At 57.3% G+C, this 22,651-nt stretch carries 24 protein-coding genes; 4 read left to right on the top strand and 20 right to left on the bottom strand.

Features of this window, described 5'->3' with window-relative positions:
* Positions 1-2: 2 nt before the first annotated feature.
* Genes treS through HY868_23185 form a run of 3 tightly spaced genes read left to right on the top strand, consistent with a single transcriptional unit; the run spans position 3 to position 4,929 of the window.
* On the top strand, positions 3-3,335 hold the full coding sequence (treS, locus tag HY868_23195) for a maltose alpha-D-glucosyltransferase (protein MBI5305057.1): 3,333 nt from the start codon (positions 3-5) through the stop codon (positions 3,333-3,335).
* Positions 3,336-3,338: 3 nt separating this feature from the next.
* Positions 3,339-4,562, top strand: coding sequence for a cation:proton antiporter (locus HY868_23190; protein MBI5305056.1), 1,224 nt, complete (start codon positions 3,339-3,341; stop codon positions 4,560-4,562).
* The gene (locus HY868_23185) at positions 4,531-4,929 is read left to right on the top strand and encodes a hypothetical protein (protein ID MBI5305055.1); all 399 of its coding nucleotides are present in this window, start codon (positions 4,531-4,533) and stop codon (positions 4,927-4,929) included. Before HY868_23190 ends, HY868_23185 begins: the two co-directional genes overlap by 32 nt.
* Before the next feature lie 39 nt (positions 4,930-4,968).
* On the opposite strand, the gene HY868_23180 is transcribed toward HY868_23185, so the two are convergent.
* Entirely contained in the window at positions 4,969-5,361 is a 393-nt protein-coding gene (locus HY868_23180) for a YjbQ family protein (GenBank protein ID MBI5305054.1), read from the bottom strand.
* Between the two features lie 23 nt (positions 5,362-5,384).
* On the bottom strand, positions 5,385-5,717 hold the full coding sequence (locus tag HY868_23175) for a hypothetical protein (protein ID MBI5305053.1): 333 nt from the start codon (positions 5,715-5,717) through the stop codon (positions 5,385-5,387).
* Positions 5,718-5,896: 179 nt separating this feature from the next.
* Between HY868_23175 and HY868_23170 the strand changes: the two genes are divergently transcribed.
* Positions 5,897-8,743, top strand: coding sequence for a toll/interleukin-1 receptor domain-containing protein (locus HY868_23170; protein ID MBI5305052.1), 2,847 nt, complete (start codon positions 5,897-5,899; stop codon positions 8,741-8,743).
* A 53-nt stretch (positions 8,744-8,796) separates the two neighbouring features.
* Here the strand turns inward: HY868_23170 and HY868_23165 are convergent, their stop codons facing one another.
* From HY868_23165 to HY868_23080, 18 genes are all read right to left on the bottom strand, one after another.
* Positions 8,797-9,660, bottom strand: coding sequence for an EamA family transporter (locus HY868_23165; protein ID MBI5305051.1), 864 nt, complete (start codon positions 9,658-9,660; stop codon positions 8,797-8,799).
* Between the two features lie 75 nt (positions 9,661-9,735).
* The gene (locus HY868_23160; protein MBI5305050.1) at positions 9,736-12,210 is read right to left on the bottom strand and encodes an alpha/beta fold hydrolase; all 2,475 of its coding nucleotides are present in this window, start codon (positions 12,208-12,210) and stop codon (positions 9,736-9,738) included.
* 87 nt (positions 12,211-12,297) lie between these two features.
* Positions 12,298-12,942, bottom strand: a complete 645-nt coding sequence (locus HY868_23155; GenBank protein ID MBI5305049.1) for a hypothetical protein — start codon at positions 12,940-12,942, stop codon at positions 12,298-12,300.
* 58 nt (positions 12,943-13,000) lie between these two features.
* Entirely contained in the window at positions 13,001-13,210 is a 210-nt protein-coding gene (locus HY868_23150; protein MBI5305048.1) for a type II toxin-antitoxin system HicB family antitoxin, read from the bottom strand.
* A gap of 41 nt (positions 13,211-13,251) precedes the next feature.
* Positions 13,252-14,478 (bottom strand): alcohol dehydrogenase catalytic domain-containing protein, encoded by a 1,227-nt coding sequence (locus HY868_23145; protein MBI5305047.1) that lies wholly within the window; start codon positions 14,476-14,478, stop codon positions 13,252-13,254.
* Positions 14,475-15,524, bottom strand: coding sequence for a class I SAM-dependent methyltransferase (locus HY868_23140; protein MBI5305046.1), 1,050 nt, complete (start codon positions 15,522-15,524; stop codon positions 14,475-14,477). Before HY868_23140 ends, HY868_23145 begins: the two co-directional genes overlap by 4 nt.
* Before the next feature lie 170 nt (positions 15,525-15,694).
* Positions 15,695-16,126 carry a hypothetical protein gene (locus tag HY868_23135; protein ID MBI5305045.1) on the bottom strand — a complete coding sequence of 144 codons (432 nt, stop codon included), beginning with the start codon at positions 16,124-16,126 and terminating at the stop codon, positions 15,695-15,697.
* A gap of 58 nt (positions 16,127-16,184) precedes the next feature.
* Positions 16,185-17,249: a Gfo/Idh/MocA family oxidoreductase gene (locus tag HY868_23130; GenBank protein MBI5305044.1), complete on the bottom strand. Its 1,065-nt coding sequence runs from the start codon at positions 17,247-17,249 to the stop codon at positions 16,185-16,187.
* Positions 17,246-17,617 carry a hypothetical protein gene (locus tag HY868_23125; protein MBI5305043.1) on the bottom strand — a complete coding sequence of 124 codons (372 nt, stop codon included), beginning with the start codon at positions 17,615-17,617 and terminating at the stop codon, positions 17,246-17,248. Before HY868_23125 ends, HY868_23130 begins: the two co-directional genes overlap by 4 nt.
* The gene (locus HY868_23120) at positions 17,614-18,387 is read right to left on the bottom strand and encodes an enoyl-CoA hydratase/isomerase family protein (protein MBI5305042.1); all 774 of its coding nucleotides are present in this window, start codon (positions 18,385-18,387) and stop codon (positions 17,614-17,616) included. Before HY868_23120 ends, HY868_23125 begins: the two co-directional genes overlap by 4 nt.
* A gap of 15 nt (positions 18,388-18,402) precedes the next feature.
* On the bottom strand, positions 18,403-18,945 hold the full coding sequence (locus HY868_23115; GenBank protein ID MBI5305041.1) for a cell wall-active antibiotics response protein: 543 nt from the start codon (positions 18,943-18,945) through the stop codon (positions 18,403-18,405).
* Complete coding sequence (locus tag HY868_23110) at positions 18,942-19,439, bottom strand: DinB family protein (protein MBI5305040.1); 498 nt, start codon at positions 19,437-19,439, stop codon at positions 18,942-18,944. Before HY868_23110 ends, HY868_23115 begins: the two co-directional genes overlap by 4 nt.
* 86 nt (positions 19,440-19,525) lie before the next feature.
* Complete coding sequence (locus HY868_23105) at positions 19,526-20,470, bottom strand: VCBS repeat-containing protein (GenBank protein MBI5305039.1); 945 nt, start codon at positions 20,468-20,470, stop codon at positions 19,526-19,528.
* Between the two features lie 11 nt (positions 20,471-20,481).
* The gene (locus HY868_23100) at positions 20,482-20,724 is read right to left on the bottom strand and encodes a ferredoxin family protein (protein ID MBI5305038.1); all 243 of its coding nucleotides are present in this window, start codon (positions 20,722-20,724) and stop codon (positions 20,482-20,484) included.
* Positions 20,725-20,763: 39 nt separating this feature from the next.
* On the bottom strand, positions 20,764-21,150 hold the full coding sequence (locus tag HY868_23095; protein ID MBI5305037.1) for a DUF309 domain-containing protein: 387 nt from the start codon (positions 21,148-21,150) through the stop codon (positions 20,764-20,766).
* Between the two features lie 15 nt (positions 21,151-21,165).
* Entirely contained in the window at positions 21,166-21,465 is a 300-nt protein-coding gene (locus HY868_23090) for a hypothetical protein (GenBank protein MBI5305036.1), read from the bottom strand.
* Between the two features lie 59 nt (positions 21,466-21,524).
* Complete coding sequence (locus HY868_23085) at positions 21,525-22,295, bottom strand: hypothetical protein (protein MBI5305035.1); 771 nt, start codon at positions 22,293-22,295, stop codon at positions 21,525-21,527.
* On the bottom strand, positions 22,292-22,639 hold the full coding sequence (locus tag HY868_23080; protein MBI5305034.1) for a hypothetical protein: 348 nt from the start codon (positions 22,637-22,639) through the stop codon (positions 22,292-22,294). Before HY868_23080 ends, HY868_23085 begins: the two co-directional genes overlap by 4 nt.
* Positions 22,640-22,651 lie beyond the last annotated feature (12 nt).

The raw sequence follows: 22,651 nt of genomic DNA, 5'->3' as shown, positions 1-22,651 counted from the left end.
GAATGCGACGAACTAATCGCGGCGACCCGTTTGACGATAATCCGCTGTGGTATAAAGACGCGATCATCTACGAAGTTCACGTCCGCGCGTTTCACGATAGCACCGGCGATGGCGTCGGCGACTTTCCGGGGTTGACGGCAAAACTCGACTATTTAAAAGACCTGGGCGTGACCGCGATTTGGCTCTTGCCATTTTATCCTTCGCCCTTGCGCGATGATGGCTACGATATCGCCGACTATAACAACGTGCATCCCGCGTACGGAACGCTGAACGATCTTAACGTATTTTTACGCCAAGCGCACGCGCGCGGTTTGCGCGTCATCACCGAACTCGTGTTGAATCACACATCGGACCAACACGCCTGGTTTCAAAAATCGCGCCGTGTGGCAAACGACGATCCCTGGCGCGATTTCTACGTCTGGAGCGACACACCGGAAAAGTACCGCGACGCGCGGATCATCTTTAAGGATTTTGAAACCTCCAACTGGACCTGGGATTCGCTTGGCAAGGCATACTATTGGCATCGCTTTTACGCGCACCAACCCGATCTCAACTATGAAAATTCTGCCGTCCGGCGCGCGATGCTCGAGATTGTAGACGCATGGTTTCGCATGGGCGTGGACGGCTTGCGCCTCGATGCCGTGCCGTACCTGTTCGAGCGCGAAGGTACGAATTGCGAAAACCTGCCAGAGACGCACGCGTTTCTCAAAGAATTGCGACAGCACATTCAAGCCCAGTTCAAGAATCGGATGTTGTTAGCCGAAGCGAATCAATGGCCCGAGGATGCCATTGCGTATTTTGGCGTCGGTGACGAATCGCACATGGCGTTTCACTTTCCGCTAATGCCGCGTCTGTTCATGAGCATTCGCATGGAAGATCGTTTCCCCATTGTCGAGATTCTCGACCAAACCCCGGCGATTCCAGAAACGTGCCAATGGGCGGTCTTTCTCCGCAATCACGACGAGCTGACCCTGGAAATGGTGACGGACGAAGAACGCGATTATATGTATCGCGTCTACGCGCACGACCGGCAGGCGCGCATCAATCTCGGCATTCGTCGCCGCCTCGCGCCGCTGTTGGGCAATCATCGCCGCCGCATCGAGCTGATGAATGGCTTGCTCTTTTCGATGCCAGGTTCGCCGGTCATTTACTATGGCGATGAAATCGGCATGGGCGACAACATTTATCTCGGCGACCGCAATGGCGTGCGGACGCCGATGCAGTGGAGCGCGGATCGCAACGCTGGTTTTTCACGCGCGAATCCACAGCAACTCTTCCTACCCATCATCATTGATCCCGAATACCATTACGAGGCAATCAACGTCGAAGCCCAGCAGAACAATCCGCACTCGCTTTTGTGGTGGATGAAGCGGCTCATCGCGATGCGGAAACGCTACCAGGCGTTCGGGCGCGGTACGATCGAATTTCTGCATCCCGACAATCACAAAGTCTTGGCGTTCATCCGCCGTTATGAAGATGAACGCATCCTAGTCGTCGCGAATCTTTCGCGATTTGTCCAGGGTGTCGAACTTGACCTAGCGGCGTTCAGGGGTATGATCCCGATCGAACTTTTTGGACAAACTCAATTTCCTCCGCTAGGAGAAGCGCCGTACTTTATCACACTGGGACCGCACTCGTTCTACTGGTTTGCGCTTGCGCCACAACAAGTAGAGGTCTCCACCCAACGCGCCGACGTAGTGCTGCGCGCCGCGCCGCTGGTCGTATCGGGAACCTGGGAAAATGTTTTTCGCGAACGCGCCAAAGCCGACTTGGAATCTGGATTGGCAAACTATTTGCGCGCGCAGCGATGGTTCAAGTCGCGCGCGATCAAGACGACCGAAATCGTCGAAGCAATTCCGGTCCCGCACACCGCGGCGCACACACACATCGTCGTCGTACAAATCGGCTACACCGAAGGCGACGCGGAACGATATGTTCTCCCGTTGACAATCGCCCAAAATGAAACCGCGGCGCGTTTGCAGCAGGAACATCCCCAAGCCATCGTCGCACGAGTTCAGGTGGATGGCAACGCGGGCGTGCTGTATGATGCGATCGGAGATCCGGATTTTGCGATGGCGCTCTTCAACTCCATCGCCCAGCGGCGGCGCTTGAAGGGCTGGGCGGGTGAAATCACTGCGACCACCACGCGCGCGTTTCGGTTGCGCCAGCGTGCGCAGACACTTGGCGAACCGAACCTCCTCAGGTCGGACCACAGCAGCACGTCCATCGCGTTTGGCAACCAGTTTATTTTCAAAATGTATCGGCGTCTCGATGAAGGCATCAATCCCGATTTGGAAATTAGCCGATTCCTAACTGAAAAGTCATTCGCCAACATTCCGAGTGTCGTCGGCGCGCTCGAGTATCAATATCGCGATGCCACGCACATGTCACTGGCAGTGTTGCAAGAGTTTATCCCCAACCAGGGCGACGCGTGGCAATACACGCTCGACGCGCTGAACGATTATTTCGAGCGCGCGTTGATCCAACCCAAGCCCGCCCACGTGCTCGCCGAAGCGCGCCAATCGGCTCGGCTGATGAGCGAAGAACCACTCTCCGCCATCGCGAGCGAACTGATCGGACACTATCTCGAATCGGCGCGGCTGTTGGGCAAACGGACCGCGGAATTGCACGTCGCGCTTGCTTCGGATTCGGATAATGAAGCGTTTGCGCCGGAGCCATTCACGGCGCACTATCAACGTTCGATCTATCAAACGATGCGGAGCGACGCACACCTGGTTTTCGGACTAGTCCGGCAGCGTCTTAAGAATCTGCCGGAACCGGAGAAAACGCGCGCGCAACGATTGCTCGCGCTCGAATCCGAACTGCAGAAGCGTTTCCGTACCGTGTTCGAGCGCAAGATCAAAGCAGCGCGCATTCGCTGTCACGGCGATTACAACCTGGAACAACTGATGTACACCGGCAAGGATTTTGTCGTGATTGATTTCGAAGGCGAGCCATCGCGCCCAATCAGCGAGCGACGGATTAAGCGCTCGCCTCTGCGCGATGTGGCAGGGATGTTGCGTTCGTTCCATTATGCGAGTGTGTTCGCGCTGCGCGGCGAACGGTTCCGTTCAACCGATGTGAGCGCGCTGGAATCGTGGGCGCAAGTATGGTATCGCTCAGTGAGCGCCGCGTTCCTAAATTCCTATCTGGAGCATGCCGCACAAGGTGGATTCTTGCCCAAAACCAAAAGCGACTTGGCATTACTGCTCGATGTATTTCTCGCGAGCAGAGCGTTGTTCGAATTATCCTACGAATTGAACAATCGTCCCGATTGGGTTGGCATTCCGATTCAGGGATTACTGCAGGTTCTGGAAAGCGAAATGAAAGAATAAATCATGAGCCCAACACTTCAACTTTTACTGTTGCTCAGTATCATCATCGCCGCCGCGAAAATGGCGGGGTATTTCAGCGCGCGGCTGGGACAACCGGCAGTGTTGGGAGAACTGCTGATGGGACTCGTCTTGGGACCCACCGTTCTCGATCTACTGCACGCGCCCGTCTTTGTCAACGGTCACATCGGAGAGATGATTCTCGAACTGGGAGAACTGGGCGTCATTTTCTTGATGTTCATCGCCGGACTCGAAGTGGACCTCGACGGCATGATCCAGTCGGGACGCGTCGCGGTGATCGCCGGTGTGATGGGTGTGCTGACACCACTCGTGTTTGGCGCGATCGTGGCGTATCCATTTGGGTACGCGCCCATGACGAGTGTGTTTATCGGTCTCGTCCTGACGGCGACGAGTGTGAGCATCTCCGCGCAAACGCTCCTGGAACTGGGAATGCTCAAGACCAAGGAGGGCTTGGCGCTGCTCGGCGCCGCGGTGATTGACGACGTGTTGGTGATTCTCGTGCTTTCGATTTTTCTCGCGCTAACTGGCGATACAAACGCAGGCGCTGGTAACATTGCTCTCGTTGTTCTACGCATGGGCGCATTTTTGGGCATCGCGATTCTCTTGGGCATCCTGTTGATCCCGCGTCTCGCTCATTGGGTTGAGGAACTGCCGATCAGTGAAGGTGTGATGGCGTTGGTTGTGATTGTAACGTTGCTCTTCGCGTGGTCGGCTGAAGTCGTGGGCGAAATTGCGGCGATCACCGGCGCGTTTCTCGCGGGAGTGTTCTTTGCGCGGACATCGGTGCGCCACACCATCGAACGCGGCATGCACACACTCACGTACGCGTTCTTCGTGCCGATCTTTTTGATCAGCATCGGGTTGAAGGCGAATGCGCGCACGCTCGGTATCGAGGGATTGTTTTTCGCAGCGGTGATCATCATCGTCGCGATACTTGGCAAAGTGATCGGGAGTGGATTCGGCGCGCGGATCGCTGGATTTAACACGCGCGAATCCTTGCGCGTGGGAGTCGGGATGATCTCGCGCGGTGAAGTCGGCTTGATCGTCGCGGCAATCGGCTTGAACGAGAACTTGATTAGTCAGCAAGTGTATTCGACGATGGTGGTGATGGTGTTGGCGACGACACTTGTCACACCTGTATTTCTACGCGGGGTCTTTGCAAAAACGGAGGCAAGCAATGGCAAACCTGCTCGTTCTGGTATTGGATGATCTAGAAAAGTTTCCGATGGTTGTCGAGGCATGGGAAGAAGCCGGGGTGCCGGGCATCACGGTGTTCGATAGTGTCGGGACCGCGCGCCTGCGCGAACGCGTCCAACGCGACGATATGCCGTTGATGCCATCGCTTCGTTCGATTTTTACGAGCGACGAGGACCACAATCGCACCTTGTTCGCGGTGATCGAAGACAATACCGTGCTGAATCGCGCAGTCGAGGCAACTCAAAAAATCGTGGGAGATTTCATGCAATCGCACACGGGCATTCTCTTCATCGTACCCGTGTCGCAGACCTGGGGAGTGCCCAAAGCCAAACGTGGACGCAAGCCGCGCACGAAAGAGGGCAAAGCGGCAGAGGATTGAAAAAACCTTGCGAAGGTTGCGAACCTTCGCAAGGTTTTTTCACTCGCCGATAATTTTCACCAACACACGCTTACGCCGCCGTCCGTCAAACTCGCCGTAGAAAATTTGCTCCCAGGGTCCGAAATCGAGTTTGCCACTTGTGATCGCAACGACGACTTCGCGTCCCATGATCTGTCGTTTCAAGTGCGCGTCCGCGTTGTCCTCGCCGGTATTGTTGTGATCGTACTGTGCGATCGGTTCGTGCGGCGCAAGCGTTTCGAGCCAGCGGTCGAAATCGCGCTGCAAGCCGCGTTCGTCGTCGTTGATGAACACGCTCGCGGTAATGTGCATCGCGTTGACCAAAACGATGCCCTCTTGCACACCACTCTTGCGCACGAGTTCTTCAACTTGCGGTGTGATGTTGACGAACGCGTGTGATGTCGGCGTGTGCATCCACAGATAATCGGTCAGTGCCTTCACGCCGCTTCTCCCGGTTCTTTGAATCCCAAACGTCGTCGAACCTCGGCGCGCTTTTGCGATTCGACAATTTGGCGATCCTGGTGCAATTCCTCCGCGAGGTACGCGTACACCGGTTTGGGATTGCGGCGCGCCAGTTCTTCAATCGTTTGAATGAGCGCGGGTGGATCCGCGTGCCCGAGCACATCGCTCAACACAAAATCCGGCGCGAGCTTTAGCAACATTTCAATGTATTGGTCAAAGTCGAGTTGCACTTCGAGAATAGATTCCACCACCGGTTTGAACGCGGCGATCTGTTCATACACTTTGTCAGAGATTTCAATTTTTGGCATCGGTTCCTCTTGAGCGACTGCCGGCGACTGACGCCGACCGCGATAACATTTTTGACGGGCGAATTATACCCCAGTTGTCCGCGCACGCCAAACACACCTTTTGAATTCCGTGCGCAATCGCGCTATAATACACTTGCTCGAACGTACTGGCTCGTCACCTTGGCGCGACCGGAGACGCGATGACCGATTTCTTTATCAGTTACACGAGTGCTGACCGCGCGTGGGCAGAGTGGATCGCGTGGGAGTTGGAACACGTCGGCTACACAACAACGATTCAAGCGTGGGATTTTGTCGCGGGATCGAATTTCGTTTTGGAAATGCAACGCGCCGCGACCGAGTGCGCCCGCACGATTGCCGTCCTCTCGCCCAACTATCTCGCCGCGCGCTTTACGCAATCGGAATGGGCGGCGGCATTCGCGCAAGACCCGACCGGCGAACAAGGCAAATTGCTCCCGGTGCGCGTCCGCGATTTTCAACCCGATGGTCTGTTCCGCGCCATCGTCTACATTGATCTCGTCAACCTCGACGAGAACTCGGCGCGCGCAACCTTGCTCGCGCGCATCAAACACACACGTGCCAAACCAGCCAGTGCTCCCAAGTTTCCTTCGATTCCCTCAGTTCCCTCAAAATTCCCCGGTGTTCTTCCCGCCGTTTGGAATGTGAAACCGCGCAATCCAAATTTCACCGGGCGCGAGACCGAACTGGCGCAACTGCACAACGCGCTCGCCGCCACACTGACCGCCGCGCTGACGCAAGCAATTCACGGCTTGGGCGGCGTCGGCAAAACGCAAATGGCAATCGAGTACGCGTACCGCCACGCGCCCGAGTACGACCTGGTGTGGTGGCTGCGCGCGGAAACCACGATGACGCTCGCCGCGGATTTTGCCGCGCTCGCCCAGCCCTTGAACTTGCCGGAAAAGGATGAGCGCGACCAGCGAATCGTGATGGACGCGGTGCGCGCACATTTGCGGCAAACGCAGCGTTGGTTGTTGATTTTCGATAACGCGAACGCGCCGGAGGACGTGCGCGATTTTCTGCCGCCGGGTGGCGGACACGTGCTCATCACGTCGCGGCATTCGGCGTGGCGCGCGCTTGCCGCGCCGCTCACGGTCAAACCATTGCCACGTGACGACGCCATTGCGTTTTTGATCAAGCGCTCTGGTCTCTCTCCCCTGTCTGCAAAGCAGACGGGGGAGGGTCGGGGTGGGGGTGACGCGGGCAAACTGGCGGACGCGCTGGGTTGTTTGCCGCTGGCATTAACCCAAGCCGCCGCGTACATCGAGGCGAGCGGGACGACGTTTGCGGATTATTTGCGAATTTTCGAGACGCACCGCGCGGAACTGTTGCGCGATCCGAAATTCAAGCCGCACGATTACCCCGACACGGTAGCGACAACGTGGACGATTTCGTTCAACGCGGTTGCAGCGGAATCCCCCGCCGCCCTTACGCTGATGAACCTGTGCGCGTTCTTTGCGCCGGACGAGATTCCATTGGATATTCTTGTAGGGGCGACGCATGCGTCGCCCCTACCGAACGACGAATACGCGTTGGCGAACGCGTTGATTGCACTGCGAAAATATTCGTTGGTTGAGAAAACGGACATGACAATTGCCGTACACCGTTTGGTGCAAGCAATTGTACGCGAACGGATGACGGACGACGAACGCAAAATGTTTGCCGATACCGCCGTGCGAATCGTGGACGATGCGTTTCCGGGCGGCGACATTTCAACAGACCTAGATTCATGGCAAGATTGCGCCCGCTTGCTCACACACGCGCTTGCGGCTAGCGATTTTGCCGCAAGGCTGAACACTACCCCCGAGGCGACCGGGCGTTTGTTCAACCAAGCGGCACTCTATTTGAGAACCCGCGCCCAATTAGCGGAAGCCAAACAATTATTTGAACGCGCACTCGCGATTGACAAAGCCACCCTCGGTCCCAACCATCCCAACGTCGCCACCGCTGTCAACAATCTCGGCTCGGCGCTGATAGACCTCGGCGATCTCCCCGCCGCGCGTCAGTGCTTTGAACGCGCACTCGCGATTGACGTAGCCGTCTTCGGTCCCAACCATCCCAATGTCGCGCGCGACGTCAACAATCTCGGCATGGTGTTGAAAGACCTCGGTGACCTTCCCGCTGCGCGCCAGCGCTTTGAGCGCGCACTCGCGATTGATGAAGCCATCTTTGGTCCCAACCATCCCGACATCGCTACCGTCGTCAACAATCTAGGCGGTGTGAATTATGACCTCGGCGACCTTCCCGCTGCGCGCCAGTGCTTGGAACGCGCCCTCATGATTGATGAAGCCACCTTCGGTCCCAACCATCCCAACGTCGCCGCCACTGTCAACAATCTCGGTATGGTGCTGAAAGACCTCGGCGACCTTCCCGCCGCGCGCCAGTACGTAGAACGCGCACTCGCGATTGATGAAGCTATCTTCGGTCCGAACCATCCCAACATCGCTAAACGTGTCGACAATCTCGGTATGGTGCTGAAAGACCTCGGCGACCTCCCCGCCGCGCGGCAGCATTTCGAACGCGCACTCGCGATTGATGAAGCCACCTTCGGTCCCAACCATCCCAACGTCGCCACCGTCGTACACAATCTCGGTATGGTGCTGAAAGACCTCGGCGACCTCCCCGCCGCGCGGCAGCATTGCGAACGCGCACTCGCGATCTGGGAGACTTCGTTCGGTACAAACCACCCCCAAGTTGCCATCGCTGTCAACAATCTCGGCTTGGTGTCGCAATACCTCGGTGACCTTCCCGTCGCGCGCCAGTGCTTCGAACGCGCGTACAGAATTTGTTGCAATACATTCGGTGAAGATCACACATCAACAATTGCGGCACGTATAAATCTGCGCGGAATCATAGTGTTTCAGAAATTGCCGCGACCTTTGAGAACTGTCTTACGGATTGTCGAACACACCTTAACAGGAAAATTCGCACAAAGTATCAACAGGTACTCCCAAGAAGCAATTCGAAAGAAACGCACACGACTATTGGAACGAGTGAACAAGCCGAAGTAGTCGCGACGAAACTAGACCTTCCAGGTTTTTAGAAACCTGGAAGGTCTCTTTATTCACGCCAGCGCAACCATCGCCAGCCCTGCCACCATCAACGCGGACGCAAACACGCGCACCGCGCCGAACTGTTCCTTGAGCCACAGCCAACCCAACAGCGCGCCCATCACGACACTCGTCGCGCGCACCGCGCCCACATAACTCGCCGCGGTCAGCGTCATCCCGGTCAGCGCGAGCAAATAACTGCCAACTGTCGCGACGCTCCCCATCACGATGCGCCGCCAATTCGCGCGCCATTCACGCGCCGTGCTCGCGCGATTGCCGCGCGCCCACACAAACGGCGCGTACCCAATCGCGATGCCAGCATACACCCACACATTGTATACGAGTGGCGTCGTATGCCCCACGCCCATTTTGTCGAGCGTTGAATAGACTGACACACACAGCGCAGCGAGCAACGCGAATTGCGTGGGACGATGTTTGACCGAGCGGAGCGGTTTCCACACATCGTCGAACGAACGGAGCGACGCGAGGTAAATGCCGATCATCAACAGCGCGATGCCGGCATAACCCAGGATTGGCAAACGTTCGCCGAGAAAGATCGCGCTCCACAGCGCGATGAACAGCGGCGGCGTCCCGCGCGCGATGGGATACACTTGCGAGAGATCGCCGTTATCGTACCCGCGCGAAATCAGCGCGACGTACGCAATTTCGGCGACGAGACTGGGGAGAAGATAGAGCCACGTTTCGAGCGGCAGAGCGAGCGAGGTCTGCGTTACGACGAACAGCGCGTTCCACACCGCGCCAACCGCAACGCCCCACCACATAAACGCGGATGAATCGCGCGCGTCCTTGGCGAGAAAATTCCAAAACGCGTGGAGCACCGCGGCGGCAAGGACAAGGAGAATGGCAAGTGCGGGCATCGGGGGCAGTGTTCAGGATTCAGTATACAGTGTTCAGAACTGAACACTGTATACTGAATCCTGAATTCCGAATTCTCACCTGCGGTCTTCTTCGATGAGTTTACGCTTGAACACTTTGCCCACAAACGTCTTGGGTAACTGATCGCGGAACTCGACGAGACGCGGCACGGCGTACGCTTCAAGGCGCATTCGGCAGAACTCCATGAACTCTTCCGCCGTCGCGACTTCGCCTTTCTTCAACACGACGTATGCCTTGACTGCCGTATCACCTCCATCCGGCGCAACGCCCGCAACCGCGACTTCTAGAACCTTGGGATGTTCGTACAACACTTCTTCGACATCGCGCGGATAGACATTGTAAACGCCCGCGAGAATCATATCCTTTTTACGATCAATGATTTGAAAATACCCGTCGTTATCTTGGCGCGCGAGATCGCCGGTGGACAGCCACCCATCCGGGCTTAACACCTGCACGGTCTCGCTCGGACGATTCCAATAACCACACATCACTTGCGGACCGCGCACCGCGAGTTCGCCAATCGCGCCGACCGGTACGTCGAGCCGCGTTTGCAAATCCACGATTTTCGCTTCGGTGTCCGGCAACGGCACGCCAATCGTGCCGGTTTTGCGATGACCGTAGATCGGATTCGCGTGCGTCACCGGACTGGCTTCCGTCAAGCCATATCCTTCGACCAATTTCGCGCGCGTCAGTTTCTCGAATGCCTCTTGCACTTCCAAGGGCAATGGCGCCGCGCCGCTCACGCACGCGCGAATCGTTTTGAGACCGTACTTGCGAACGTTTGGAAAATTGTTGATCGCGACGTACATCGTCGGCACACCCGGAAAGAGCGTCGGGCGATAACGCGCGATGACTTGCAACACCTCGCGCGTCGAAAAGGTCGGCAGGAGAACGAGCGTCGCGGCAATCGAAATTCCCAGGTTCAAGCAGGTCGTCATTCCGTACGAATGCGAAAAAGGCAAGACGCTCAGGACCACTTCTTCGCCGTCTTCCACATCCGAAAGCCAATGCCGCAACTGCACCGTGTTGGCAACGACGTTCGCGTGCGTCAACATCACACCCTTGGGCAAATCGGTTGTGCCGCTCGAGTACTGAATCAGCGCGAGATCGTCGGGCGTCACTTCGACCGTCGGCGACGCGCTCGACGCGCGCGTGAGCAACTCTTGAAACGCGTACGTGTTCGTTTCGCCGCGCAGATCAATGCGATGTCCCTCGCGCGATTCGCGCACAATCGAAAACAGAACGCGCCGCGGCGCGGCAAAGTACTCTTTGATGTTCGTCAGGATCACGTGTTTGAGCGGCGTTCCCACGCGCACAACTTTGATCGCGGGATAAAAATTGCTCAACGCGATGATCGTCTCCGCGCCCGCATCGTTCAACTGATGCGCGAGCTCGTCCACATTGGACAACGGATTGAGACTGACGACGATCGCGCCAATTTTCAGCGCGGCATAGTACGCGATCACCATCTGCGGCGAGTTGGGCAAGAGCAGCGCGACGCGGTCACCTTTCTTGACGCCAAGATTACTCAACGCATTCGCCAAACGATTCGTCGCGTCGTTCAACTCGCGATACGATAGCGCGCGATCATAAAAGACGACGGCGCGCTGATTCGGAAACCGCCGCGCGGCGGATTCGAGAAAACGAAAGAGCGGTTGCGACGGATACGCGACGGAGTACGGCACTTGTTCTTCGTAATGCTTGAGCCAGGGACGTTGCTTGACCAGGTCAATTACCTGGCGCTCGCGTCCTTCGCGCCACGTCACCGCGCCGCCGCCGAGAAAACGCGTGATCGCACGGTTAACCGCGTCGGGACGTTCGAGTTGCACCATGTGCGCCGAGACCGGGATTTTCGCGACCTGTGCGCCGGGAATCCGGTCGGCGACCGCGTCGTACGCGGAACGCTTGAAGGTGATGTCGCGATGACCCAGGATGACAAGCGTCGGCACGCGCACGCGCGGCAAAGTCGTGTTGCCGTCCCACTTGACCATCGCGTTGTAATACATCGCTTTCAACACGTGCGCGGGTGCGGAGACGTTGCGCGGGAAGCGCGCGCGAACCACTTCGGCAATCGCGGTGGGGAGTTTGAACGCGAAACGCAACAAGCCGTTGAGCGAAAATTCAACCGAGGTTCCGGTGAGAACGAGGCGCGCAACGCGATCGGGGTGTTTGATCGCGTACGACGCGGCAATCGCGCCGCCAAAGGAATGTGCGAGCAAGTCGAATTTCGGCGGCAGGCGCAACGCTTCGACCACGCGTTCGACATCGCCGACCAGCTCGTCCATCGTGTACGCGCTCGCCGGGCAATCCGACGAACCGTGACCGCGCACATCCAACGCGATGACGCGATTTTTTTCGGCGAACTCGGTGAGCTGTTTTTCCCACTGCAGCGCGTATCCGCCGAAACCGTGAATGAACAGCATCGTGCGTTCCGCCGGAAAACGCCCCGCGTCAATCACGCTCAATGTGACGAGCGGATATTCGGACACTACCACTTGCTTGCGATAAAGATCAAGGTCGAGGAGAGGCATCATCACCTCTGAAGAATTTTGGGTTTATGATTTTGGATTTTCGATTTCGCTTGCAGATTTCAAATCTGAAATCATCAATCGCAAATCTTAAATCTGCTCCAGCCACCACGCGATGCGCGAGGGGATCCACTCGCACAGCGCGTCCCAGGGCATCAACATTTCGCGCGTGACCGGGAATCGTTTGGTGAAATTCCACGACGGCACGAACGCGCGCGGCTTGAGATACGCGCGTACGCGCGCGTCGGCTTCTGATGCCTTGTGTAACTTACCGCGAAACAACTCGTTTTCGAGCAAGCCATCCTTGCCCGCGTCCGGTCCGGCTTCTTTCTCCGCCCACTCGCGGATTTCGTCGAACGGCGCAATGCTCGCCGCCATGGCGTGCTTGCCGGGTTGCGCGAGCAAAACCGGGTGCATGCCTTCGAGCTTTACATCTTCTGCGGGACCGAACATGCCATGCCACGACGCCTCGACCGCGACAACCTCGCCGTTCGCACCGACGAATGTCCACGCGTGTTCGAGTTCGTAGAGATGCCCAATGTCCCAGTCCCACCATAACGCATACTCGATGGCGCGCGTCGCTGGATAGCCCGCACTGCCCCACTCAACGCGGCGCTTGAATGAGGGTGACGCGTCTTCGTGATCGAAAATCGTGTACCCTGCCGCGACAACTGCGAATGGCTCGCGTTCGTCGGCGAGAATAATCGGCGCGTACCGCGCGGCAAGGTCGAGCATTTTTTCGTCTTGGGTAACTTGAGGTAATTGTGAAGCGTTCATATCGGGTTGTGGGAATTTAGGCAAAAACCAAACGCCCTTTGGGTTCTGGGCTGGGGCGTCCCAATTCTTGCGCGGTTTCAATCCATTCGCGGATAATCGTTTCAACATTCCCCAACGCTTCCTGATATGTCGCGCCAGCCGCTATGCAACCGGGCAATTCGGGAACCTCCGCAACAAACGCGTTATCTTCGGCGCTCCAATAAATAATCACTTTATAACGAATCATCCTCGCCTCCCAACTTGTATCTGAGAATGACACCACTCAAACTAATCGAATTCAAACACCACTTTGACCGACCGCTCACGACTGCGCTTGTTGACGACATCGAACGCGCGCGCGTACTCGTTCAGCGGAAACTTGTGCGTAATCATCGGCGAGAGGTCCACCTTGCCGCGCGCCATCAGATCGAGCGCGAGGTCGAACGTCTTCCAACGCTCGCCGCGAAAATCGTCATGCCCGTACGTGTACGTGCCTTTGAGATGCAACTCTTTCATCCAGATCGGCGTCCAGTCCACGCCATTCGGCACCGCCGCGAGTCCGGCGAGCACGACGACGCCACTCGCACGCGTAAATCGCAACGCGTCGTCAATCGAATCCGCGTTGCCGACACACTCGTACACGACCTCTGCTCCACCGATGAGCACCGGCTTGCCGAGAATCGGTTTGAGCAACTTGCCATTGACCGCACGTGCGAATTCCGCAAAGTGATTTGCATTGCGCGATGCGGAAATCACCATGTCCGCGCCAAACTTTTTCGCCAGTTCTTGCTGGATGCCATGCCGCGCGAGCACGATGATGCGCGCCTTGCTCTCCAGCGCGCGCAGAGCCGCGATGATGCCCAAGCCAATCACGCCCGCGCCAAAGACAAGCACCGTCTCATTATCGCTCGGCAGGTTCGCAAGCACCGCGTGCAAACTGGTCGCGAACGGCTCGACGAGCAACGCGTTCTCGTCGCTCACCGCATCGGGCACGCGATAAACCTGGGACGCGTGCGCGAGATAGTACGGACTCCAACTTCCGCCGGTATCGCGACAAGAACCCAAAATCAGCCCAGCCGAAATCGTACCTTCGGTAATCCGTTCGCACAATTGAATATCGCCACGCGCACAGCACTCACACAAATCGGCAAACCCGCGCGGCTTGCACCACAACGTCGGCTCAATCACGACGCGCTCGCCCATCGCAACATCACGCACGCGCGAACCCAGTTCCAAAATCGTCCCCACATTTTCGTGACCGATGACAAATGGAAACGAAGTCACCGCCGACGCCGCGGGACTGTTGTGCAAATGAAGCAAATGATTGTCACTGCCGCAAATCCCGCCATACCGCGTTTTGATTTTCACCCATTCGTCGTTTGGCAAGCGCGGCTCCGGCGCATCCACGTATTGCGTGCAGGAAAGTCCGCTCCACAAAATCGGCTGATAGATTTTCCCAAGCGCGAGTCCCAGGGCATAACGCGGAATCGCGGCATTGAATTGAATCGCTTTCATCCTTGTCCCTTGGGTTGAGTTTTTTCGATGCGGCGCGCAGTGACGAGACCCCAATCGTCTTTGTGACTCGTCACTTCGGAAAAGCCGGTCGCTTCCAACATGCCGCGATATTCGACGAACGGATACACGTCGCCGTCCGCGCTAAAGAGCAAGGGTTCCATCGCGGCGAGCGGCACTTCGCCTGGACCTTTGTGGTCGTCGTCCAGGATCGGCGCGGTGATGACGATGCGTCCGTTCGGCACGAGCGATTCGTACGCCTTGCGGAACGCGCCGATGATTTGCTCCGGGCTGAGGTACTGCGTGATACTGCTAAACAACACGAGGTCGAACGAATCGGGGCGCGCGTCAAAGTTGAGCGCATCGCCGGCGACGAAGGAAACCTGGGACGCGATGCCCATCGCCTCGGCGAGTTGCTTGGCGTACGGCAGAATCATCGCGCGGTCGAGCGCAACCACGCGCGCAACGGAAAATCGTTTCGCGAGCGCGAACGACGTGATGCCGGAACCGCACGCGACATCGAGCACGCGCAACGTTTTGAGATCGGAGGCAATCGCGACCTTGTCCCACATCGCGTTATAGTCGCCGAGTTGTCGTTGCCAATCCGCCAGATGCGACGCGGCATAGCCCGCCCAGATCGGTTCGAACGCGTCGCTCGCCGCCGCGACCATCGGCTTGCCGGTGCGGACTGTCTTGCTTAACTGTCCGCGCGCATCCCACGCTAATCCACCCAGGAAGGCGTCGCCAAAGTACGTAGGCTTGCCTTTCACGAGAAACGCGTCCGCGGTTGGCGATAGTTTGTATTCGGTGCGGTCGCGCGACAACAAACCGATAAAGCACATCGCGTCGAGCAAGATGCGGGTGCCGCGTTCGCCCGCACCGCCGATGCGCGCGAGTGCTGGCACCGTGCGATGTCCTTCCGCGATTCGCGTACAGACTTCGAGTTCAATCGCGGCTTTGAGTACCGCAGTCTTGGCTAGCCCAAATAACAAATCATCCAACACTTCGCGATTGGCAGAATCTTCAACGCGCGTCGCGCGACGAGCCATAGCACACTCCGATCAAAAATTTTCTCTTCGCGATTATACCTTAGGACACGACAAAGCACAACCAACATAGAACAAGGAAGCAGGGGAGCCCGGGTGCAGGGGAGATTTTTTCACCCCCGCGCCTCTGCTCCCCTGCTCCCACACAAAATGCAATGAGAATTTCGACGTACTTATTCCCAGCCGCGCAAGATGCGTTCGAGTTGGCGCAGATGGTCGGTTTCTTCCGCCAACAATTCTTCAAGTCGCAATTTCAAACCGATTTCGCCGGCGAGTTCGGCTTGTTTGGCGCGTTCGCGGTATTCGAGCACCGCTTCGCGCTCGAGCGCGAGATCGTTGTCGAGCATTTGCCGTAACTCTTTCGCCTCGCTGAGTTTCGGCGACGCGAGTTTCGGGACACCACCCAGGTTTACGATTTGGTCGCATAGAAACGCGACGTGCTTGAGTTCGTCTTCGGCTTCGCGGCGTAGATACGGCGCAACCGTCACCGCGCGGATGCCAAGTAAAACAGACGATTGGTACATATATTGCAAAACCGCGCGCAGTTCGCGTTCCAAATCGCTTTGCAAACCTTCGAGCAGTTTTTGAGTTTTGCGATCAGCCATAAACCCTCTCTTGGATTTTCGGTTTTCGATTTCAAACTTGCCACCCACCATCCGCCACTCACACATCCACCCACTTTTTTTCTTGCGCCGCGCACCGAATCGCGTGAACGATTCGCGCGGCTTGAACTCCATCGTGAAAATCCGGAAACGGTTTCGCATCTGGCGCATGATTGATTTTTGCGACGACACGCTCGAACAACTTGACCATGCTCCACATCAACGGGTCGCGCGGATTGTCGCCGAGTTCGAGTCGTTTCGGAATCGGCAGAATCGCCATTTCGCGATCCCCGTCGCGCCTGCCGAGCAAGCCGCCGCCCTGCACGACGAGCGTACCGCTCGAACCGTACGCGCTCATCGTCCACCCCGGATCGTGACGCGCGCCCGAAACGAAATTCACGCGCGCCTGCCCGCTGCGCGCGAAACGAAGCACACACCAGAACGCGTCGTCGCCGGTGACGGTTTGTAGTTGGATGCCATCGCCTTTTTCTTTCGCGCGCTTGATCGTCGCAAAGTGGGTTTGCCGTTCCGCGAGAACCGCGACCACATCGCCGAACCACCAGCGCAAAATATCGAAAAAGTGCAGACCCAGTTCCGCCAAAATACCGCCGCCGCGCGCATCGTCCGCCGCCCAATTGCCATGTTCGTGTCCCCAGGGTTGCTCGAGCGTCATCGTCACGTCAACCCGATGCAATACACCCAGGTACTCTTCATCAATCAGTTCTTTGGCGTACGCGAGCGCGGGCAAGAAACGCATTTCAAAATCGAGCGCGTGAACCAACGCATGTTCGCGCGCCAAGGCGAGTACTGATTCGGCATCGCGCACATTCACGCCCAACGGCTTTTCGCAAAGGACGTGCTTGCGCGCGTGAATCGCCGCGCGCACGAGATCGTTCTGCGTTTCGGGCGGCGTTGCGATGCTGACGAGATCAACGTCCGGCAGTTGCATCAACTCTTTCGCGTCGTCACACGCGCGCGCGATTTTGTATCGGCTTGCGAGTTCATTCGCGCGCGCGATATTTTGATCGCACACCGCCGCGATTTCGACGCCGCGCACGCGGCGAAACGATTCGATCTGAAGTTGCCCCCAGCCCAAGCCGACGATGCCGACGCGAACGGGCTTCATTCCTCGTTCCCAAATTTCAGCGAATCTTCGCCCGAGATATTGATGAGCCGCTTGACCGGCTGACGCACCCACAAATTCAGCACGTCCACCTCGTCAACTTTTTCGAGCCGCGCGCCCACGATCTCAACTTGTCGGCGCAAGCCATCCATCTGACGATAATCGAGCCGCGTCGGACGATGTTCGCGCCACGCGCGCTGGCAACGCTCCATCAACTCCTCGCCCTTGAACGAACGCACCTGGCATGCCGCAACGATGTACGCGGAACTTCCTTCCAGCACGGACAACGACCACGGGTCCATCACCACACGAAAATCCGGCGTCGGTCCTTCGATGATCGTAATCAATTCGGGGTCTATTGAATTTGTCACTTGCCTCTCCACTCCGGTTTCCGTTTATTGAGAAACGCGTCCATCCCTTCACGTTGGTCTTCGGTCGCGAACAACAAGTAGAATGAACGACGCTCATATTCCAATCCTTCGCCCAACGACATTTCGTACACTTTGTTGACCGACTCTTTCGCGAGGCGCACGGCGAGCGGCGGCTTGGACGCAATGTCGCGCGCGAGCGACTTGGCTTCATCCAAATACGTTTCGACCGACACGACGCGCGACACGAGTCCGCGTCGCTCGGCCTCGCGCGCGTCCATCGTCTTGCCGGTGAGGATCAACTCCATCGCGCGCGATTTACCAATGGCGCGCGGCAATCGTTGCGTGCCGCCCGCGCCAGGAATCACGCCAATGTTGATTTCCGGTTGTGCGAATTGCGCGGACTCGGACGCGAGAATGATGTCGCACGACATCGCGAGTTCACAGCCACCGCCCAGACAATACCCGCTTACCGCCGCGATCATCGGCTTGGTAATTTTGCGAACGCGATCCCAGGTCGCGATCCAATCGTGCTTGAGCATTTCGACCGGCGACGCGTCCTTCATCGCGCTAATATCCGCGCCGGCGCTGAACGCGCGCGCACTACCGAAAATCACGCAACACCGCACCGCATCGTCCGCGTCGAATTGCTCCAACGCGCTCACGAGCTCCGTCATCAATGCGCCGTTCAACGCGTTCAACACTTTGGGGCGATTAAGTTGAATCAAGCCCACCGCATCTTCAGTCGCGGCGATCACATTTTCGAATGGCATTGTCGCGTCTCCTCGTCACGCGCGCGTCACGCGCACCGCGCCCAGTCCCACGTGCGCGGTCAAATTCAACTTGCGCGTCGCCGTCGCGTAATCCTGGGATTGAAATTCGACATGCGGGTCAATCCCGGCGTCCTGTTCGTCGAACAAACGCGCCTCGCCCATCCCGGCGCTCGCGCGCACGCGCAGCGCGAGATCGCGCGGCACAGTCACACGCAACTCGCCGATGCCTTGCGACGCCTCGACCACGTTCTCGCCATCAAGGAATGTAGCGCGCGTGAGATCCACCCGCGAGTCACCGATGCCGTACGAAAATTTTTCGCGGCGTATTTCCTTACCGCTCAAATCAGGACGATATTCGCCGATACCGGCGAAAACGTCGCCGCTGCTGTGTCCCCAACCCGGCACGAACGCGCGCGAAACGAGCCACACGCCGATCAAAATCAGAAACAGCGGACCCAACATGTCCCAACGAAAAATAAAAATGTTGAGGTTGCCCAACAACAAGAGTACACCAAGTCCGATCAAGACCAATGCGCCAAAAACGCGTCCCGTTCTCACTTTGCCTCCTGCACCTTGGCAAGCACTGCTTTCTCGCGCGCGTAGCCAATCTGCGCGACATGTTCGAGCGTGTGATGATAGTTGTGCATCGTGATCCAGTCGAGGGAGATTTTTTTGTACTCGGGATGCCCCGCCCAGTTCGCCCAATCCTTCTCGGTCGTCTTGCGGAGCAACGCGACCAACTTGCGCCGCGCGGCGCGAAATTCACGTACGATGTTTTTGATCGGTTCGTCCGGCGAATAATGCTCGCGCTGCCACGCGTTCTGATCGAACGACGCGACGGTGGGATGCGCTTCTTGCGTGATACGGATCGTCCGCGCGAGAAAAACGTGTTGCTCGGTATCGCGCATGTGTGCGACGACTTGATGAATGCTCCACTCGGTCGGCGCGGGCACCGCACGAATGTCTTCTTCGGAAAGTTGCGCGAGGTACGCGACAAACTCGTTGCCGCTCGTTTCCAGACGATCCATCAAAGCTTTGCGCGCACGATTCATTTGATCCTCCACGGGAAACGCTCGGGGAGCGTTCCCTACCTGGTTGGTGGCATTATAAACGCAGTGCTAAAACACTGTCAAACGAATCAAGGCATCAACGCAAACGTCGTCCCATCCCACCGATACACGCGTTGTGTCGTCCGCCGCGCGACCTCGCGGTCGAGGTTCGCCAAGCCCTGGTCGTCTTTGGCGTACTCGATACGCGTCGCCTCAACGATGATTTCATCAAACCCATCGCCGTCGAGATCGGCGAGACGAATCGTCGGCTCGACAATCGCGTACTCGGCTTGATTGACCGCGCCGGTATTGTCGCTTCCGATCTCTGCCGACCACAGTTCCACGAACTGTGGATCATCCCATTGGTACAAAAATGCCGCGATGGTGGTGATGCCCATCCGCGTCGCGCTTGTGAGGATGAGCATTTCATTCTGTCCATCGCGATCAAAATCGGTTGCGCGCTCAATCGTCACCTCGAACGTCAGCGGCGAGAGATCGGTCGGAAAAAGAAACGCGCGCTGAGTTGGGACCAGTTTGCCCTCGCGCTTTTGAAACAGTGCGAGGAACGAACCCATCGGCGCGTACTGTTGCGCGAGATCGGGCGTGAGACGCGGCGCTTGGTGCGCGACAATCGCCGCGAGTTCCGGCGCAGTACCCTGAACGAACTGTCCCTCGACGCGCGAGGTAATCCACAGTTGCCAATCCGGATCGTCGTTCACGGTGAACGCGTCCACGATTGGGACGAGTTTCATATTCGGGAACAGCGCGCCGAGTAACGCGCGCGTGTCCGTATCATCGAATTGACGCGGGCGCGGAGTGGACGACGGAACAATAATGGGAAGCGGAGTACTGAGCGGTTGATGTGTTGGCGTGGGCGCGATCAATGTCGCCGTTGCGGGTACGCGCGATGGGGTGGACGCGGGGATCAACACGCGCGTTGGCGTTGGTGTGGGCAATGGAATTGGCGTAGGCGCGGCGCATGCGACAAGCCACAGTGTAAACAGGAAACTTGATACAAGTCGCGCGCGCGCCATTGCGATTCACCTTATTTTTTGAAATAATCGGCGTTCTTTTGAATAAACGATTTCCACTGCGCCGGCACATCCTCTGCCGGATAAATCGCACTGACCGGACATTCGGGCGCGCACGCGCCGCAATCAATGCACTCGTCCGGCTGGATGTACAACATTTCGTCGCTGTCCGTTCCGTGAATGCAATCCACGGGACACACATTCACGCAGGATTTATCTTTCACGCCGATGCACGGCTCGGCAATCACGTATGCCATGGGTCCTCCATTTTAGATTTTGGATTTTGGTTTTTCGATTTACGATTTAAAGTGCACGCGCGGCAATTCAGCCAAATTGATTTCGCCGATGCGTTCCGCACCAAGCGCTTGAACTTGAGCGAGCACGCGCGATGCTTCATCAATCAGTCGCGCGACATCCACACCCAGGCAATGCGGCGCGTACGGGCGCAGATAGTTGATGCCGCGCGTCAACACTTTGACCGCGCCGTTATAGTTGCAACGCGTGAGGTGATGAAAGCCAACACCAACCTGCAAAATTCCCTTGAAGAAATTACGAATGTTCGCGTTCGTTTCCGCGCGCCAAACTTGTTCGAGCGTTTCGTGTTGCTGCCAGTACTCGCCGCGATTGAACTGCTCGAACGCGTAAATCATCTGCGGGGTTGGGTAATCACTAGGACAATCCATCGTCCCACCACTCGCTTACGATTTGCGTTTCTGTTTCTGTTCGTACATCGCGCGATACGCTTTTTCTCGCGTCGGGTAACTCATCGCCGCAAAGATGGACAGCGCGATAGACATCGGAAAGAAAAAGAGCAACGCCGCTACGAGTTCGTGCGTTGTGATCGCAATGCCGAACGCCATAACGCCCGTCATCCATGCGCGCACGAATATTTCCCGGTTCAACGATGGCTTGCCAGTGTTGGCAGAGTATTGCTGATTGAGAACTGGGACAATCACCATCAGGAACGCCAGGACAATCAGAATCCACCACGATTCCATCGGAGATTTTCCTTCAACCTTGCAAAGGTTTACAAACCTTCGCAAGGTTGAGCAGTCACCTAGATTTTTTCGATGCGCACGCGCGACAATTCCATCCACTGCCGTTGTTGCATCGCCATCCGCCCAAAAAAGAAATCGCGTCCAGGACCCATCGCGGTGTAATTGTTGTCAATCCACGCGACAAAACCGAGCGCCATGCGCGGTGGGTTCGGCGCGCGCGCGACCTCAACCTCGTCTACGAAAAAGCGCGCCTCGTGTGCAAGCCAATCGAGACGATATGCGTGCCACTCGGTGAGCGACACATCGTCGAGCAACGTCTCGTGCGCGCCGACGCGCAACTGCGCGAGATGAAATACCAGTTTGCTCATTCCCGGCAAACGAAAAACAAAATTGCCGAGCGCCATCGTCAGTTTATCCGCCTTGCCGCCATTCAGCATTGCGGCTTTCCAACCATGCCCGCGCACGTTCGGTACGAACGACATATCGCTCTGCGGCGACGCGTAGAAAAACCACAGCGCGTTCGGCGGCGTGTCCACGTTACCGACCCAGTCGAACGGATCGTTCCAAAATCCGAAACCTGCCGTGCCAAGCAACTCGCCGGCGTGATGGCTAAAGCGCGCACGAACGGTCATTCGCAACGGCGGTTGCCACGGCAATTTGTGACGCGGCGCAGTGCGATGATCGTCCAGCTCCGCATCCGATAACTTGTCGTCTTCCGCGCCGTTCAACACAAAACGCATCACACCCGGCGCGTACTCCAAATCACCCAACCCGATACAAAAACGAACCCAGTATGGCAAAGCGCCTTTTTCAAATCGGTCGTCAATCATCCTTCGACAAATTTCCGCAAAAGATTTGGCAGTTCCGCCGCCATCATCGAACGCGCGATCACTTGATCGCAGCCCGCGCGTTTCGCGGCTTGCATCTGCTCGACATTCTTATGCGAGCCGAACGCGAGTACGCGCGCGCCGCCTTGCTTCGCCGACGCGACGATGCGCGCCCAGTCCGGCGCATCGAGCGCGACAATCACAAGCGCGGGCGATTCGCGCGCGATCACTGTCTCCACCGCGTCGCCCACGTTCAGCGCGACCACGCGATAGCCGAGGCGCTTTGCAGCATCCTCAACGCGCGTTGAGAACATTAGGTCAGGAATCGAAAAAAGAATCGTTGGCATTTGGCAAATAGC

The organism is Chloroflexota bacterium (genome assembly GCA_016219275.1).
In the GTDB taxonomy this organism is placed as follows: domain Bacteria; phylum Chloroflexota; class Anaerolineae; order UBA4142; family UBA4142; genus JACRBM01.
The sequence above is the reverse complement of the archived record's forward strand: the minus strand, read 5'-3'. Positions and strand labels throughout refer to the sequence as shown.

Bases quoted from the DNA above. Each gene is read 5' to 3' on its own strand.
- HY868_23185 (MBI5305055.1), top strand. From the start codon at position 4,531: ATGGCAAACCTGCTCGTTCTGGTATTGGATGATCTAGAAAAGTTTCCG.
- HY868_23165 (MBI5305051.1), bottom strand. From the start codon at position 9,660: ATGCCCGCACTTGCCATTCTCCTTGTCCTTGCCGCCGCGGTGCTCCAC.
- HY868_23180 (MBI5305054.1), bottom strand. From the start codon at position 5,361: ATGCACACGCCGACATCACACGCGTTCGTCAACATCACACCGCAAGTT.
- HY868_23135 (MBI5305045.1), bottom strand. From the start codon at position 16,126: ATGGCTGATCGCAAAACTCAAAAACTGCTCGAAGGTTTGCAAAGCGAT.
- HY868_23155 (MBI5305049.1), bottom strand. From the start codon at position 12,942: ATGCTCGACCTTGCCGCGCGGTACGCGCCGATTATTCTCGCCGACGAA.
- HY868_23140 (MBI5305046.1), bottom strand. From the start codon at position 15,524: ATGGCTCGTCGCGCGACGCGCGTTGAAGATTCTGCCAATCGCGAAGTG.
- HY868_23130 (MBI5305044.1), bottom strand. From the start codon at position 17,249: ATGAAGCCCGTTCGCGTCGGCATCGTCGGCTTGGGCTGGGGGCAACTT.
- HY868_23085 (MBI5305035.1), bottom strand. From the start codon at position 22,295: ATGATTGACGACCGATTTGAAAAAGGCGCTTTGCCATACTGGGTTCGT.
- HY868_23100 (MBI5305038.1), bottom strand. From the start codon at position 20,724: ATGGCATACGTGATTGCCGAGCCGTGCATCGGCGTGAAAGATAAATCC.
- HY868_23175 (MBI5305053.1), bottom strand. From the start codon at position 5,717: ATGCCAAAAATTGAAATCTCTGACAAAGTGTATGAACAGATCGCCGCG.
- HY868_23080 (MBI5305034.1), bottom strand. From the start codon at position 22,639: ATGCCAACGATTCTTTTTTCGATTCCTGACCTAATGTTCTCAACGCGC.
- HY868_23095 (MBI5305037.1), bottom strand. From the start codon at position 21,150: ATGGATTGTCCTAGTGATTACCCAACCCCGCAGATGATTTACGCGTTC.
- HY868_23145 (MBI5305047.1), bottom strand. From the start codon at position 14,478: ATGAAAGCGATTCAATTCAATGCCGCGATTCCGCGTTATGCCCTGGGA.
- HY868_23090 (MBI5305036.1), bottom strand. From the start codon at position 21,465: ATGGAATCGTGGTGGATTCTGATTGTCCTGGCGTTCCTGATGGTGATT.
- HY868_23105 (MBI5305039.1), bottom strand. From the start codon at position 20,470: ATGGCGCGCGCGCGACTTGTATCAAGTTTCCTGTTTACACTGTGGCTT.
- HY868_23190 (MBI5305056.1), top strand. From the start codon at position 3,339: ATGAGCCCAACACTTCAACTTTTACTGTTGCTCAGTATCATCATCGCC.
- HY868_23170 (MBI5305052.1), top strand. From the start codon at position 5,897: ATGACCGATTTCTTTATCAGTTACACGAGTGCTGACCGCGCGTGGGCA.
- HY868_23150 (MBI5305048.1), bottom strand. From the start codon at position 13,210: ATGATTCGTTATAAAGTGATTATTTATTGGAGCGCCGAAGATAACGCG.
- HY868_23120 (MBI5305042.1), bottom strand. From the start codon at position 18,387: ATGCCATTCGAAAATGTGATCGCCGCGACTGAAGATGCGGTGGGCTTG.
- treS (MBI5305057.1), top strand. From the start codon at position 3: ATGCGACGAACTAATCGCGGCGACCCGTTTGACGATAATCCGCTGTGG.
- HY868_23160 (MBI5305050.1), bottom strand. From the start codon at position 12,210: ATGCCTCTCCTCGACCTTGATCTTTATCGCAAGCAAGTGGTAGTGTCC.
- HY868_23110 (MBI5305040.1), bottom strand. From the start codon at position 19,439: ATGAATCGTGCGCGCAAAGCTTTGATGGATCGTCTGGAAACGAGCGGC.